Origin of the sequence: Pannus brasiliensis CCIBt3594 (genome assembly GCF_036688125.1) — a bacterium.
Classification (GTDB): Bacteria; Cyanobacteriota; Cyanobacteriia; order Cyanobacteriales; family Microcystaceae; genus Pannus; species Pannus brasiliensis.
This window is the reverse complement of the sequence record NZ_JBAFSM010000009.1, coordinates 26,073-40,371: the sequence shown is the minus strand read 5'-3', so window position 1 is coordinate 40,371 and position 14,299 is coordinate 26,073. Positions and strand designations below refer to the sequence as shown.

At 51.8% G+C, this 14,299-nt stretch carries 14 protein-coding genes; 8 read left to right on the top strand and 6 right to left on the bottom strand.

What is annotated here, in order from left to right; translation table 11 throughout:
• Positions 1 to 179 precede the first annotated feature (179 nt).
• Positions 180 to 419, top strand: coding sequence for a hypothetical protein (locus V0288_RS06045; protein ID WP_332864147.1), 240 nt, complete (start codon positions 180 to 182; stop codon positions 417 to 419).
• Here V0288_RS06045 and V0288_RS06040 read toward each other — a convergent pair.
• On the bottom strand, positions 416 to 826 hold the full coding sequence (locus V0288_RS06040) for an allophanate hydrolase-related protein (RefSeq protein WP_332864146.1): 411 nt from the start codon (positions 824 to 826) through the stop codon (positions 416 to 418). The two genes, V0288_RS06045 and V0288_RS06040, sit on opposite strands and share 4 nt — an antisense overlap.
• Before the next feature lie 6 nt (positions 827 to 832).
• Positions 833 to 1,567 carry a GntR family transcriptional regulator gene (locus V0288_RS06035; RefSeq protein ID WP_332864145.1) on the bottom strand — a complete coding sequence of 245 codons (735 nt, stop codon included), beginning with the start codon at positions 1,565 to 1,567 and terminating at the stop codon, positions 833 to 835.
• 164 nt (positions 1,568 to 1,731) lie between these two features.
• Between V0288_RS06035 and V0288_RS06030 the strand changes: the two genes are divergently transcribed.
• The 4 genes from V0288_RS06030 to V0288_RS06015 all read left to right on the top strand — a co-directional run bounded on the left by V0288_RS06030 (position 1,732) and on the right by V0288_RS06015 (position 6,804).
• On the top strand, positions 1,732 to 2,976 hold the full coding sequence (locus V0288_RS06030; RefSeq protein ID WP_332864143.1) for a Zn-dependent hydrolase: 1,245 nt from the start codon (positions 1,732 to 1,734) through the stop codon (positions 2,974 to 2,976).
• A gap of 621 nt (positions 2,977 to 3,597) precedes the next feature.
• Complete coding sequence (locus V0288_RS06025; protein ID WP_332864142.1) at positions 3,598 to 5,070, top strand: hypothetical protein; 1,473 nt, start codon at positions 3,598 to 3,600, stop codon at positions 5,068 to 5,070.
• A 42-nt stretch (positions 5,071 to 5,112) separates the two neighbouring features.
• Positions 5,113 to 5,928: a M15 family metallopeptidase gene (locus tag V0288_RS06020; protein ID WP_332864141.1), complete on the top strand. Its 816-nt coding sequence runs from the start codon at positions 5,113 to 5,115 to the stop codon at positions 5,926 to 5,928.
• Between the two features lie 39 nt (positions 5,929 to 5,967).
• Positions 5,968 to 6,804 (top strand): peptidoglycan-binding domain-containing protein, encoded by an 837-nt coding sequence (locus V0288_RS06015; RefSeq protein WP_332864140.1) that lies wholly within the window; start codon positions 5,968 to 5,970, stop codon positions 6,802 to 6,804.
• Here V0288_RS06015 and V0288_RS06010 read toward each other — a convergent pair.
• Positions 6,801 to 6,923, bottom strand: coding sequence for a hypothetical protein (locus V0288_RS06010; protein ID WP_332864139.1), 123 nt, complete (start codon positions 6,921 to 6,923; stop codon positions 6,801 to 6,803). The two genes, V0288_RS06015 and V0288_RS06010, sit on opposite strands and share 4 nt — an antisense overlap.
• A 225-nt stretch (positions 6,924 to 7,148) precedes the next feature.
• Here V0288_RS06010 and V0288_RS06005 point away from each other — a divergent pair, with 225 nt between their 5' ends.
• Positions 7,149 to 7,805, top strand: a complete 657-nt coding sequence (locus tag V0288_RS06005; protein WP_332864138.1) for a DUF1906 domain-containing protein — start codon at positions 7,149 to 7,151, stop codon at positions 7,803 to 7,805.
• An 88-nt stretch (positions 7,806 to 7,893) separates the two neighbouring features.
• Here V0288_RS06005 and V0288_RS06000 read toward each other — a convergent pair whose 3' ends face one another.
• Positions 7,894 to 9,162 carry a WD40/YVTN/BNR-like repeat-containing protein gene (locus tag V0288_RS06000; protein WP_332864137.1) on the bottom strand — a complete coding sequence of 423 codons (1,269 nt, stop codon included), beginning with the start codon at positions 9,160 to 9,162 and terminating at the stop codon, positions 7,894 to 7,896.
• 469 nt (positions 9,163 to 9,631) lie between these two features.
• Positions 9,632 to 11,668 carry an elongation factor G gene (locus V0288_RS05995; protein WP_332864231.1) on the bottom strand — a complete coding sequence of 679 codons (2,037 nt, stop codon included), beginning with the start codon at positions 11,666 to 11,668 and terminating at the stop codon, positions 9,632 to 9,634.
• A gap of 287 nt (positions 11,669 to 11,955) precedes the next feature.
• On the opposite strand from V0288_RS05995, the gene V0288_RS05990 reads away from it, so the two are divergent.
• A complete protein-coding gene (locus tag V0288_RS05990; RefSeq protein WP_422661917.1) occupies positions 11,956 to 12,183 on the top strand; it encodes a hypothetical protein in 228 nt (75 codons plus the stop codon).
• Positions 12,184 to 12,487: 304 nt separating this feature from the next.
• Positions 12,488 to 13,591, top strand: a complete 1,104-nt coding sequence (locus tag V0288_RS05985; RefSeq protein WP_332864135.1) for a tRNA (guanine-N1)-methyltransferase — start codon at positions 12,488 to 12,490, stop codon at positions 13,589 to 13,591.
• Between the two features lie 81 nt (positions 13,592 to 13,672).
• On the opposite strand, the gene V0288_RS05980 is transcribed toward V0288_RS05985, so the two are convergent.
• A complete protein-coding gene (locus V0288_RS05980; RefSeq protein WP_332864134.1) occupies positions 13,673 to 14,095 on the bottom strand; it encodes a nucleoside 2-deoxyribosyltransferase in 423 nt (140 codons plus the stop codon).
• Positions 14,096 to 14,299: the final 204 nt, after the last annotated feature.

Sequence of the window (14,299 nt, the reverse complement as noted above, 5' to 3'; positions counted from 1 at the left end):
TTCTTAATCCTTTCACCTTTACCCTTTCCCCTTTCACCTTCCTCACCTCCTGCCTCCTGCCTCCTGCCTCCTGCCTCCTGTTTTTTGTTGAATATTTGTTGCTTTCCCGCTCTCTGCTTTAAGGGGGCGGGATATACTAAATGTATATTTAGATACAGTTTTTAAAGTTTGTAAATGCTATGGGAAAAATTCAAGAATTACCCAAGGTCAATCCTCCCGAAAATACGCCCGATGGAGGATGGCGGAGTTGGTGGCGAACATTCTGTGATTTCATGATCGATAAGTCGCTTCCCGAGGGACCGGTCGATAATCTTACCGAATACGACAAGAAGGCAAGGTTTTACCCTTACCTTCCCCCGTTGGAAGAACAACGCGATTGGCTAGAAAAGCAGTATATCCGTCAGAAAAAACGCTCCTAAACGGTTACAGCGCTCGCGTTCGCCTTGTACGCCGCCCAGCCGCCGTAGCCGGAAATATCGGGCCAGTTATATTTCTCGATTAATTCCTTCGGATAGAGCATCGCCGTCAGGCCTTCCCCGGTGTCGAGTCGCACCTCGGCGGGATACATATTCGGCGGTTCGGTGGACAGGAGATAATCGTACTGTTCGCGCGATAGCTCGTAGATTTCCCCCGGGATCGAGATGCCGTTTTCCTCCGTCTCGTAAATGGCGGGATGCCAACCGTCGGCGGCCGCGTGGAGTCGGTAGCGGGCGACGGTGCGCGCCGGGCCGATAAATTTCGCCGATTGCAAATTGCCGTGATCGGGTTGGCCGCGGAGGGCGGAACCACAGATAAAAAAGCGTATCGCGTCAGAAGATTGGTTCATCGAATTTCAATTTAATAGATTGTTTAGGGACAGATTCTCGCTCGATCGAGGCTCAATTCGCTCTATCTCTCGGATAACCCGCTCTTTACTCGCGCTCAGGTGTTCGACGATCGCCCCGATCGCCCCTTCCTCGTCGCCCCCGGCCACCGCGTCATAGATGCGTCGGTGTTCCCCGCGGATCTCTAAAACCCCCGGATTCTGTTGCATCGTGCGGATTCTCAACAGCGACATCTGATCGAATACCTGATCGAGTAGGGAGACTAGCCAGGGGTTCCGCGAACACTCGGCGAGAACTCGATGGAATTGTTGATCGATGTGCAGAAGTTGACAGTTCGTTAGCTGGTGCGGGGGCTTTTCCGCGCTACTCTCCGCTTGCGCGACGACCGATTCGAGACGTTCCAAACCCGCTCGATCGATCTGCCGGCAGGCTTCGACGACGGATAGGCGTTCCAGGGCGATCCGACAGTCGTAGAGGTGAATGGCATCCTCTACCGTTAACCGTACCACCCGCAAGCCACCGTTCGCGTCCGTAACGACGAGATGTTCCCGCTGGAGTTGTCGGAGGGCTTCGCGGATCGGGGTACGACTCACCTGTAAGGCTTTCGCCAACTGTGTTTCGACCAATCGATCGCCCGCCCCTAACTCCCCGGACAGGATCGCCGCCCGTAGAGCTTGGTAAGTTTGTTCGTGCAAGGATCGAGAGCGGGATAAAGACCCCAAAGATAGAGCTTGATTAGACATGGAAATCTCCAAGCGAGATCGGAAGGTAAAGTAAGAAAGATTAAAAATTTCTGAATTTGTGTATTAGGTTACATCTTTACGTCACTCACCGTTCCGATTGTATACAGTATACAATAGAAAGAAGTCGTGAAGTAGAATCCCGTTATACCATTTCTCGAAAAATCATGGCAGTGACTCTAGCGGTGTCGATCGATAGCCAACGGCTCGATCGCAGTATTGAAGAATTAAGCCGTATCGGGCAATTATCCAAGGGGGGAGTTTGTCGCCTCGCCTTTAGCCCCGAAGATATTCAAGCCCGTCAGTTAATCCGTCGGTGGATGGAAGAAGCCGGGATGACCGTTCGTATCGACGCGGCGGGCAATATTATCGGGCGTTATCCGGGGAAACGGGAGGATCTGGGGGCTTTGGCGACCGGTTCCCATATCGACACGGTAGCGGCCGGGGGTCGTTACGACGGGACGCTGGGGGTACTGGCGGGAATCGAGGTGGTACGGACGCTACGGGAGAGGGGGATAACACTCGATCGACCCGTGGAAGCGATCGTTTTCAGCGATGAAGAAAACACGGTCATCGGTTGTAAGGCGATGGCCGGAACCGCCGACCCCGATCCGGAAAAGTACCGCCGTCGGGACGGAACCGATATTCAAACCTGTTTACAGCGCGTCGGGGGGGATTGGTCGAAACTGGAGACAGCCCGACGGACGCGGGAGGAGGTAGCCGCTTTCGTGGAACTGCACGTCGAGCAGGGAGGTGTATTAGAGAGCGAGGATATCGATATCGGCGTGGTCAAGGGAATTGTCGGTCAGTATCGCTGGATCGTCACCGTTACCGGGCGCGCCAACCACGCGGGAACCACGCCGATGGCCCCGCGCCGGGATGCCCTCGTGGCCGCGTCGCGGGTGGTGTTGGCGGTTAACGATCTCGCGGCGAACACGCCGGGGGAACAGGTGGCGACGGTGGGGATGATGAACGTTTTCCCGAACGCGACCAATACCGTACCGGGGAAAGTGGAATTGAGTATCGACCTCCGGGATCTCGATCGAGAGCATTTAGCCGGTTTAATCGATCGATTAGAACGGGAGATCGCCGTTATCGCCGGGGAAACCCGTACCGAGATCGATCTGAAACGGACTTTAGAAGTGTTACCGACGCTCGCGTGTCCGGAGATTCAAACGGCGATCGAACGCGCTTGTGAGGAACTGGGAGCGAGCCACACACGCCTACCCAGCCGCGCCGGTCACGACGCGGGAGAAATCGGGCGTTTTACCGCGATGGGGATGATTTTCGTTCCCAGCCGGGCCGGGATTAGCCATTCCGAGGACGAGTACACCAGCCCGGAGCAGTGCGCGCTCGGGGCGAATATTCTCTTACACACTTTTCTGCGGTTGGATAATCATCCCGCTTTTTAAAAAACGTGAGTGGGGGCGAGGTGAAATAGTAAAGGGAAAAGGTTGTAGGATAAGGCTTTTCTCCTTGCCGATTCCCCCCGATCGAATCTCTACTGTAACTAGAGAAAATCGGTATTACTCGTGTCCGTTGCCGTTGCCGCGCGTGGTGAGAACGTTATCGCGCGGTTTATCTGGCACTTCCGGTAGGTGATCGTCCTGTCACCGAAAAAAAACCGACCCCATCGTTAGCGTTCTAGGTTGTCTCGATCGGGGGTAAAGCGATGACTTTGTTAACAATAGTAAAATTAATTCCTCGGCCGATACCGAGTCACCAAAGATAAGAATACAATTAGAGCATAAATGCTTAATTTTCTTCCCGCGCGCTAGTTGCAACCGGGAAAAAAGGGACTACGGCATACTTCATGAACATGAGGTACGCTACTATTGCGACAATCCTTATTCTGTAAGGATCTGTGTGTACGTCAGTATTTCGAGAAACGCTGTCGGTTTTCAGGCTAACCAAAAATCTATTTTTATTCACTTTGCAAGAGTGATGAGTCGGTCATTTCCGATCGATAAGCCATCCCGATATGTTTCGATCGAAGAGAGTTTTAGATCTCCAAATCAAGGAGTGTTTTAATCATGACAACTCTGGCTAATATTGTTGACAGCGATCGAACTTTGAATCGTTCTCAACTCAAAGCCGATAAAGGATTAGTCCGAGAGATTCAAATCAAACTCGGAAACTTGGGACTGTATCCGGGCGGTCAATGGGTTGATGGACAGCTAGGGGATAGTAGTAGCTTCTCTTGGAAAGGACTGAAGGAATTCTGCCACGCGGTCGATCTTCCCGACCTTCCTTCAGAAGCGGTAGCTCTGAATGCCAAAATCGCTAAAAAGTTATTAGAGACAAAGCAACTTCCTTTTATTCTCAATCAAGCTCAAAACACTGATTTTATTCTACAAAAATTGACCGACATTCAACAACATACAAAGCTTTCGGTCAATGTTGGCATAGATGCCGAACATCAAGCCTTTCTCCTGCGAACTGTCGAGCGGTCTCCCTTGGTTGAAGAGATTGCTAACTATCCGAAATACTTAGCTCAAAAACCGGATGGAACATCGATTATCTCCGGGGGCGATCGATCGCTATCTTCGGATTATCCCACTCGGGGACAATTCCCCGATATCGATTCATCGGGATTGAATTTTTTGCCTAGTTATATCGCTCATGCCTGTGTCTGCATCGGTAATTTTGGAGAGGGTACGAACCCGATTAAAACTCATTGGTTAGGAAAACAAGCGTTAGAACCCGTTCAATTTCTGAGCGCGACTAAATTCATCGGTGTTCTCAATACTATCTCCCAGATCAACGCTCAATTTCCCGATGTGGATATTGATAGCTGTGTGGTGGTTCCTTCCCCCTCTCCCGATCTCCACTTGTATGACTTGGTGGCCAAGATGGTCTCCTATGAAGAAGATAGAAAGGGAACGATTGGCTATTCCAATGAAGTGGGAGCTTTATTCAAACGGTTTACTCGGCGAGAAAACCTAGAATCTTGGATGAAAGCGCAAACCGGGAACAGCGACTTACAGTTTCGAGGGGGCTATGGATTTCCCCCCTTGATTGACCATCCAAAAATTAGGGATGTTTCTAGGAATGAAACCGTTCTTAGTAGCCCGGAAAACGCGGGAAATTCGGGCAATAACTTGGTATCCACCTACGATTTAACCCGTCTCATCTCGATGCTCGGTTGGCACTTGCATTTAACCTCTAATACCCGACTTCCCGACGCGCAATGGAAGAGTTTAGAGCGCGTTGTCCGGGCGATGGGAAACGATATCGCCCGTTATGTCGATGTAGCGCTAGAAACATTAGGAGTGTTGAATGTAATTAGCGAACCTGTCGTTATTTCTAAATCGGGTTGGGGGAATAGCGCGTATACCTATGTCGCGCTGGTCAAATTTGTCGATCGCCGTTTCCAACCCGCTAAATTACGAACTTTCGCGATGAGTTTATGGACTCCGGAGGGTTCGCCGGAAGTTCGAGATACTCACATGGCGGCCGCGGTAACGGAAATTGTCCGACGCGTTTTAACGGAAGAATTGGTGTAAAGTTTCGAGGATCGATCGTAGTAATCTAGGAGGCAATTGATTATGGCACTACCGGTTTTAAAACGAGGGGCGACCGGGGAAGCGGTCGAGCGTTGGCAACAATTTCTTATCGGTCATGGTTTTCCCGATCTCGTGGCCGACGGTAAATTCGGGAAAGCGACTGAAGATGCTTCCAAAACCTATCAAGCCTCTAAAGGATTACTAGCGGACGGTGTTATCGGTGGAAAAACCTACGCTAAGGCTTTAGAAGATGGGTTTGACGGTGTACAATACGATGCGGATTTTCCACCGAAACCCGCTTTTCCCGCGGTGGTTAGTCTATCGGAGCGACAACAGCTTTTCGGTAAGTTTGACTATGTTTCCGATCCGACTCCTAACAATCCCGAACGCGTCAAAATTTTGGGAGGTTGGGTTAACGAGAATATTTTAGAAGTAGAGTTGGTCGATTTTCAAAATATTGCCGGCGCGCCCGGTAACGGAAAAATGCAGTTCCACCGTTTGGCCGCCCCGCAATTACAAGCGTTATGGAAAGCGTGGAAGTCGAAAGATCTTCTGAAATTCATCCTCACGTTTGATGGTAGCTTCGTACCGCGTTTCATTCGAGGGAGCCGCACCGTCTTAAGCAATCACGCTTTCGGTTCCGCTTTCGATATTAATTACGAATGGAATAAACTCTCCCATACCCCGGCTTTGGTAGGAGCGAAGGGTTCGGTCAGACTCTTGGTTCCCATTGCCAACGAATACGGATTTTACTGGGGAGGGCATTTTAATAGTCGTAAAGATGGAATGCACTTCGAGGTCGCGCGAATTCTGTCCGACGAGGAACTGCAAACCTTAGCGAATAAGTACGGAATTTGATCCGATCGAACGATCCCGATCTTTAAGGAGATGACAATTATGGAAGTTCCTACAGTTACCCTACGCCGCGGCGATCGGGGTTCCGATGTCGAAAAATTACAAGCTCTTCTGGTGGCGATGGATTTTGACCTAGGTAGTGGTGGCCCTCGTGGTAACGGTGTGGATGGCGACTACGGCGGCAGAACGGAAACCGCGGTCAGAGAGTTCCAACAGTTCCGGATGGTGCGCTCCCGGAACGGGAGAAAAGCGGGGGATGACGGGGTTTGGGGCGAGATCAGCGCCTCCTATGCCGAGATCGCGCTCGCCGAGGGCTATAAGAGAGGTCAACCTTGGCAATACAAGGGGGTTGAGGTTTACGGTTGGCGGCATCCTCGATACGGTCGTATCCCGGAGACGGAGGGAAAAACGTCGAGCTTCGGGGGACCGGATGACACGGGCGATCGCCGTTACGGCCAGGCTCGCGTGAACGCGGATACCGCCGGGGAACTGTACGCGAGATACCCCGATTTAGTGGAGATGGGGGTCTTCCGCGAGCGACCCGATGGAACACCGTACAGAGATCCTTTACCGACGGTTACGGGGAGCGGGGGAACGGGTACGGCCGGCATTAGCTGGCTACTCAATCCGAATTCTTTTTACTGCGCGTTGCGGACTACTTCTCCTCAGCCCGATGTACGGAAGGCGAGAGTCGCGTTTTTCTTTGGCGGAAAAGCTTGCGTCACGCTCTGTACCGATTTCGGGCCGAGTGTTGACACGGGACGGAACTCCGACCTTTCACCGGGTACTCTGAACGCTTTAGGGGCGGCTACGGATAACTGGATCGAAAATCAATGTTGGGCCGTTGATTCTCAGGCGATCGGCAGGGTCGGAAGTTAACAGAAGTTGAACCATTCACGGGGATCGGGATTGTATTTCCCCTTCCCGAGATAACCGCGGGGGAACGGGTCGGGCGATCGATAAAGTTGACCCGCTTCCTCCGCATTTTTGTGCTTCATTCCCAGTCTCTAATAATTGTCAGATCTCGGAATATTATATTCAGATATTATATTTTTTGATCCGCCCTTAAATATCTTTTTCGTCGATTAAACATCTTTTACGTTTTATTACATTCTTGTTTTTGGGAATTTTTTGATATCGTAAAATGATCTTAACGATTCAACGATTCAACTTGTTCCCGGTTTTATATTGTCAATTCTACCTAGTCATAGAGAGGTGTTGCAATGCCTTTACAAGGAACGATCGAAGCCGCTCCCGATGGCGCGCTCGGTTTCGATACCAATACAACCCTATCATTCGCCAAAGCCCAACAATTCCGTAACGATGACTTCCGATTCTGTCTGCGCTATCTTTCCTTGGGTAACGGACAAAAGCCGGGCGATTTAACGACTGCCGAAGCTGACGCGATTTTAAGAGCGGGATTAGCGCTAATGCCCGTCCAGCACGTTCGTTTTCCCGGCTGGACCCCGACGGCCCCGCTCGGAACCCAAACTGGCAAGAACGCCGCGCATAACGCCGTCCAAGTTGGCTTCCCCCCGGGTGTGAACGTCTGGTTGGATTGGGAGGGGGCTGATCCGCAAACCTCGGTCGCCAACGCGATCGCCTATTGCAATAATTGGTTCGACGAGGTGAAGGCGGCCGGCTACGTCCCCGGCATCTACGTGGGCTTTAACGCGATCTTGAACAGCCAGCAACTATACCAAAAGCTAAAATTCCAGCACTACTGGAAAGCCGGGGGGAATATTCCCGATATCGCGGTGCGGGGATATCAGATGATTCAAAAGATTCCGCTCGATCAATCGCTACACGGGATTCAGATCGATCGAGACACGACGCGCGCCGATAATAAAGGTGGTCAAGCTCTCTGGATAACTAGATAGTAAATTCGCTTCTCGGTATCGCCGTCCCCCCAGAAAAAGACTCGATTTACGGGGAAAAATTCCAGACCCGTACATCGAGTGTTAATTTTTATAGAATCGCCCAAGTGACCCCGCCATCGGTGGTTTTTAGGAGACGGGATCGATCGGTATCCGACGAACTTACCATCAGCCAACCCACTTGTGGATTCACGAACTGCATTTGTTCGATTCGGGGATAGTTTTTCAAGGCGGAGCTTAACGTTCGCGAGGGAATTACCGACCAGGTTTTACCGCTATTTCCCGTGCGATAAAGGGTTCCGTTCTTCAACGTCCAGCCATCGCTCGCGTTGAGAAAGAACGCGGGAGATCCTTTCCCATTCACGAGCGCGTTTTCTAATCTTTTCATCGGGATGGGAATCCAAGTCTCGCCCCGGTTTTCGGTTAAATACAGAACGGGATGACGCTGATTCCCCGCGTAAAAAGTGACCGGTAAAATCCCCTGTCGATCGGCGGGGGGTGAGAAGACAGGAGCCTCGACAAAAAACGCGCTCATCGCCCGGTATTCCGGGGGGATAGGGAGAGATCCGCTTCGATCGCCCCACGTTTTGCCGCCATCGGTTGTTTTCCAAAGCCTTACGGCCGAGGAAGATGGATCGCCGATCGTTAACCAGCCATCGGTCTCGTTGACAAATTTCAGATTCACGATCGTCCCCGCGTAGGGAAGAAAATTATCGCGGGTTAAATCCTTCCACTCTTTCCCCCCGTTCTCGGTAGATAATAAAAATTTTCGGGTGCCGCTTACACCGTAGGAAGAGGACAGGACAACCCAACCCCGGTTAGGATTGACGAATTCGATCCCGTTGACGATCGAGGCGGTATCGGGTACGGGAGCGGTCGCGGTTTTCCATCGCTGTCCGCCATCTTCCGTCGCGAGCGCGATCAGGGAAGACTTTCGGGGGTCGATCCAGCCGATCCACCCGTCTCGTCGGTTCGGAAAATTAACGGCAACGGTCCCCCCATCGCTGTCCGCATTGAATCGGGGAGGCTCTACCGGTAGAGGAACGACCTGCCAGGTTCGTCCGCCGTCGCGGGTTTTTTGTAACTGAAAATTGCCCTCTTTATATCCCCAACTCCAACCATTGTCCGGATCGAGCATTTTCAGTCTACTCTCCTGGAGAATAGTCGTCGATCGCTCTTCTCTCGCGGTCTCGATCGGGAACTTCGCGTCCCGGCCCGTTCGGATCGTCGTGAACCGAGAAGGAATTTCGAGTCGGGGGATATCGGTTGTCGGAACGGCGATGACCGTCGCCCCGTTAGCGGTTAGAGCGATGCCGATTCCGAAAAGACTAAAAATCAATAGATTTCGAGAGTTTTTCATCTTCTTTATCTTAAGTTTTGATACAAAATGCAGTGATTGCGGTATAATTATTCGGGGTCTCTAATACCGTTCTCGCAAAAAAGTCATCAATTTTTTGAAATAGACATCTTCTTAATACGATTTAAGGCTTATAAAGCCTGACACAAAAGAATTATAGAGAAAGAAAATTGTTTTTAGACATCGCGTAATTTTGGGTTGAAATTGAATTACGAACGAAATAAAAGAGTTCTAGATTTTGAGTTCGCTTTATCAAAAAAACTTAAAACCTTGTAAAGACTGAATGATAATTCTTGAAAATGTCTAATCGAATTGGCCGCGATCGCCCGTGATTCTCTCGTTTATAGCCCGATCGCGTCGGCGATAGAAAATCACGAGCGGCGATCGCGGGCGGGTTTCCCCGAGCTTCGAGACGATCGGGGAAAAGCGAGTCAAAGTAGCGATCGACCTAGACCCGCTTTCTCCGTTCATCCTATTTGTGTCCGTTTCCGTTGCCGCGCGTGGCGAGAACGTTATCGCGCAGTTTATCCGGCACTTCCTGTAGGTGATCGTCCTGCCACTGGAAGAAACCGACACCCATCGTCAAAGAGCGCAGTTCGACGATAAAATCGTGCATTTCCGCTCGCGGGAGATAGGCCGTCACCCGATCCCAGCTTTTCCAGTCTTCCAAGCCCTCGTACCCGAGAATCTGACCCCGTTTACCGCTGACTAACTGGAGAACTTTCGAGGTGTATTCCGAGGGGGCGCAGACGGCAACCGAGAGAATCGGCTCTAATAGGACGGGTTGACATTTGGGCAGGCCCTCGGTCATCGCCAGACGCGCCGCCTGTTTGAACGCCTGTTCGGAACTATCGACGCTGTGATAGGAACCGTCGGTCAGGGTGACATCCACGTCCACCACCGGGAAACCGAGGGGCCCGTGGGCCAGAAATTCCCGAACTCCGGTTTCCACGCCGGGGATGTACTGTCGCGGTACTACCCCACCGACGATCGTTTCGTGGAAGTGGAATCCCTCGCCGCGGGGTAGGGGTTTAATTTCTAGGTGAACGTCCCCGAAAGCGCCGTGACCGCCGGTTTGGTGTTTGTAGCGCCCGTGGGATTTGGCGGACTGGCGGATGGTTTCTTTGTAGGGAACCTGGGGCAGGTGGGTGGTCATGGGGAGATTGTACTTCCGGCGCAGGCGATCGAGCGCGACTTGCAGGTGAATCTCGCCCTGTCCCCAGAGGATGACCTCTTTCGTATCGCCGTGTTGTTCCCAGTACAGCGAGGGATCTTCCTCGATCAGTTTGCCCAGCGCCCCGCTTAATTTCACTTCATCCTTGCGGTTTTCCGGGGCGATCGCTAGGGCGAAAACGGGAGCCAGTTTATCTACCTTGGGAAGGGTGACTTTTTTCCCGCTACTAATCGTGTCCCCGGTGGCGATACCTTCCAGACGACCGAGGGCGACAATTTCTCCGACCTGGGCTTGCTGTAGGGGCTGTTGTTGCGATCCCATCAGGCGATAGACACCACCGACGCGAACGCCATCGAGGGACATTCCATCGGTGAGGGTTCCCTGCCAGACGCGGGCGAGGGAAAGACGACCGCCCTGTTGGGTGAAGTAGGTTTTCAGGATCTGCACGACGGTATCGCCGTCCGCGGTGGGGGTGAGGCCGCGGCGGTTGGCGGTAATATCGGGCGCGGGGGCTTCTTCGGCGAGCGCGGCGAGGAGATGGCGCGTGCCGTAATCTTTATCGGCCATACCGAAGAAGACGGGAACGATCTGATCCGCACCGAGTTCTTCTTTCAAATCTTTGAGGACTTCCTCCCGCGGGGGTTCGATGTCTTCGAGAAGTTCTTCGAGGAGGTGATCGTCGAATTCGGCGATCGCTTCTAGCATTTCCTGGCGCGCGGCGCGTTCTTCGTCTTTGAGGTGATCGGGCAGGGGAACCGCGTCGGCCGGGCTGTCGGGATGGTAATGAAAAGCTTGTTCACTGAGGAGATCGATAAAACCGATCGTCTCGCGGTTGGCGCGAATGGGGTACTGTTGGGGGACGAGGGGACGGCTGGAGACGGATTTCAGCGCCTGGAGAACTTCGGGAAAGTTATCGTTACAGCGATCCATCTTGTTGATGAAGATCAGGTGGGGGATTTCCCAATCGTCGAGGAATTTGAGTAAAGGGGCGAGGGTGAGGGCCCGATCGACCGTGGGTTCGCAGACGATAATCGCCGTTCCCGCGCCGACTAGGGCGTTATAGGTCTCGCTGGCGAACTCGATCGAGCCGGGACAGTCGAGAAAGGTAAAGTGTAAATCCTGGTAGTTCGTGTGGGCGACGGACACTTCCACGCTCATCTGCCGATCCCGCGCTTCGGTGGAACTGTCGCCGACGGTGTTGCGATCGCTGATTTTTCCCTTGCGATCGACCGCGCCCGTTACGAAAAGTAAACTTTCGAGCAGGGTGGTTTTTCCACTGGAGTAGGGGCCGACAATGGCTACATTACGGGTGTTTTCTATGGAATTGCGGTTCATATTACAGATACCCCCAAGAATGATGGTGTCGTGGCGCGCTCGATCGAGGTCATCTTCTGTCGCGATTCGGTGACAGTAACAATCGATCGCCCCGAGAAAGTTCCCGATAAACAGTTTCTCTCCCACCTGTTACCCTAGCGCGCCGGCGGGGGGTCACTCGCGTTCTCGCAATGTCTTTTAAAGCTCGATCGACTTTTCGTTACGGAAGGTAAATTTAGGTAAAAGCGCTCGGGGTTTTCGCGTTTCGGGGAATTGGTACAATACAGGAGTCCTCTTTCTTGACCGTCATGCAAGCGCGACTTCAGAAACTTGTCTATCGCGTCTCGGTTCCGGAGAATGAATCTCTCGTTTTACCCGAATCCCTACTCGCGAGCGTTGGTGAGGGAGAATGGACGATCACGATCGAACCCGCGAATTCTCCAGAAAAACTGACCCCGGTTCGTGAATATCAATCTTTACTAGATAGTTACGCTCCCAGCGATGAGGGATTATATGACGACTATACAAGCGGGTGATTTCTGGATCGCGCATCTAATTTTTACCGATGGGAGCGCGTCGAAAAAAAGGCCGGTTCTTCTTTTATGGTTGGATGGCCTCGATACGGTTATCGTTCCCGTTACCTCTTTTTCACCCCGTACCGTTACCGATCTCGTTACAAGATTAGCACTCTAGCGGTTTACGGATCGCTTCGACCGTGAGATTAGCGAGATTAAATTCTCTAAAACACTCTTTACTCTCGTATCGTATCGGTCGGATCTCGGAAACGGACGCGGCGAGAGTTCAAGAAATTCGATCAACTCATAGTAAACCCGATTTTTAATGCGCGAGGGAAAAGCCGAATTCACGATCGCTAACGCGTTCTACCGTCCCGAAAGTCGGATAGTACGCGATCTCGGGGTCTTGGCCGCGACGGTATACCGACAGGAAACGGGGAATTTACGCGTTCTCGACGGCATGACGGGAACGGGGGTTCGTACCCTACGCTACTCGTTAGAGAGTGGCGCGGAATGGATACACGCGAACGATGGCAACCCCGATATCCAACCCGTTTTAGAAGAGAATTTACAGGAACTTAGCCAACAGGGACAGGTGAAAATAACCTACCGTCACGTTAACGATATCCTCTACGAAAGTTACACGCGGCGGGATTATTTCGATCTCGTAGATGTGGACGCGTTCGGAGCGCCGGGATCTTTTTTACACCCGATGCTAATCGCCACGCGGATCGGCGGATTGATGTATCTTACCTCTACCGACGGTCGGAGCGCGACCGGACATAATCCCGAAAATAGTTTACTGAATTACGGGGCCTACGCTCGATCGCATCCCGCCGCGCACGAACAGGGATTACGTTTACTCCTCGGCGCGTTACAACGGGAATCCGCGGGAATGGAGTTAGGAATCGAGCCGATTTTCGCGCTATTTCACGGCGAAACCTACCGGATCATGGTTCGCTTAAGTAAAAATGTCCGACTAAATAGCCACAATTACGGCTTTCTCGGTTACTGTCATCACTGCGGCGAATATCGATCGCTATCCTGGCAGAAATTAGGCCGGGAAAATTGTTTACACGACGGGAAACCGTTAACCCTCACCGGCCCGATGTGGTTGGGAAATTTACACGATCGATCCTATCTCTTGCGAATGTTAGAGATAGCGAAACAATGGAACTGGACGAAACCGATCGAATTACTGGAAACAATGGTCGGGGAAATCGATTTCCCCCCCTATTTTTACTCCCTCAAGGAAATCGGCCGTCGGGGAAAACTGGATATCCCGAAAAAGGCTGCGCTCATCGAATCCCTACAAAATCACGGTTATCTCGCCACGAGAACCCATATTAACCCGCAAGCGATTAAAACCACCGTCCCGCTCGCGGAATGTATCTCGATCGCCCGCCAACTTTCAACCAGCCAGCCGTAGGGTGGATTAGCACCGCGTAATCCACCGAGACTAGAACAGGGAAGAAATGTTCATTTCCCCAAAATTACCGAATTTTCGAGCTTATCCGATCGATAAAGCGATCGATTCGGCGATCTCCTCTAAATATCGATCGCTATTCTCGATCGTTTTCACCGCGCTATAATACAGCATCGCGTTAAACCCACCCGTATCGCCGGAATCCCGGAAATCGGTACGGACGGCGATCACCGGAATCCCCAACGCGACCGCGTGGCCGCACTCCCAACAGGTTCCACTATCCGCGTCCGCGCCATCGAGAATCGCCACGACAACCGCCGCGGAGTGTAACCCGGATAAACAGGTTTTATAGATCGCCCCTCCCTCGACCCCCGCGCATTCATTTTGGGGCAAAAATACAGAATATCCTTGCTTTTGTAGGTATTCGCCGATACTAGAGTTAAAATCCCGTTCCGCGCGCGTGAATAGAGGAGCGGCTAAATAGACGTGTCCGTTCATAATACTCATTCTGACGGTTTAGACATTCGATCGATCCAACCGATCTTAATATCATCCTTTAGATAGTTGAAGATATAGTAAACCTATTGAAAAGTCGATATACAGCCTTTCTCAGATACATAAGGTACGTTCTCGCGGTTGGAATCTTTTAGCGGTAAGGGTTGGTATGTACTTCACCTTTACGAGAAAGGCTGTATCCTGTTACTCTAACAG

What these genes read in the sequence shown, in the direction of transcription:
- V0288_RS06045 (WP_332864147.1), top strand. Translation starts at nt 180, where the DNA reads ATGGGAAAAATTCAAGAATTACCCAAGGTCAATCCTCCCGAAAATACG.
- V0288_RS05995 (WP_332864231.1), bottom strand. Translation starts at nt 11,668, where the DNA reads ATGAACCGCAATTCCATAGAAAACACCCGTAATGTAGCCATTGTCGGC.
- V0288_RS06015 (WP_332864140.1), top strand. Translation starts at nt 5,968, where the DNA reads ATGGAAGTTCCTACAGTTACCCTACGCCGCGGCGATCGGGGTTCCGAT.
- V0288_RS05990 (WP_422661917.1), top strand. Translation starts at nt 11,956, where the DNA reads ATGCAAGCGCGACTTCAGAAACTTGTCTATCGCGTCTCGGTTCCGGAG.
- V0288_RS06035 (WP_332864145.1), bottom strand. Translation starts at nt 1,567, where the DNA reads ATGTCTAATCAAGCTCTATCTTTGGGGTCTTTATCCCGCTCTCGATCC.
- V0288_RS06000 (WP_332864137.1), bottom strand. Translation starts at nt 9,162, where the DNA reads ATGAAAAACTCTCGAAATCTATTGATTTTTAGTCTTTTCGGAATCGGC.
- V0288_RS06040 (WP_332864146.1), bottom strand. Translation starts at nt 826, where the DNA reads ATGAACCAATCTTCTGACGCGATACGCTTTTTTATCTGTGGTTCCGCC.
- V0288_RS05980 (WP_332864134.1), bottom strand. Translation starts at nt 14,095, where the DNA reads ATGAGTATTATGAACGGACACGTCTATTTAGCCGCTCCTCTATTCACG.
- V0288_RS06005 (WP_332864138.1), top strand. Translation starts at nt 7,149, where the DNA reads ATGCCTTTACAAGGAACGATCGAAGCCGCTCCCGATGGCGCGCTCGGT.
- V0288_RS06030 (WP_332864143.1), top strand. Translation starts at nt 1,732, where the DNA reads ATGGCAGTGACTCTAGCGGTGTCGATCGATAGCCAACGGCTCGATCGC.
- V0288_RS06025 (WP_332864142.1), top strand. Translation starts at nt 3,598, where the DNA reads ATGACAACTCTGGCTAATATTGTTGACAGCGATCGAACTTTGAATCGT.
- V0288_RS06010 (WP_332864139.1), bottom strand. Translation starts at nt 6,923, where the DNA reads ATGAAGCACAAAAATGCGGAGGAAGCGGGTCAACTTTATCGATCGCCC.
- V0288_RS05985 (WP_332864135.1), top strand. Translation starts at nt 12,488, where the DNA reads ATGCGCGAGGGAAAAGCCGAATTCACGATCGCTAACGCGTTCTACCGT.
- V0288_RS06020 (WP_332864141.1), top strand. Translation starts at nt 5,113, where the DNA reads ATGGCACTACCGGTTTTAAAACGAGGGGCGACCGGGGAAGCGGTCGAG.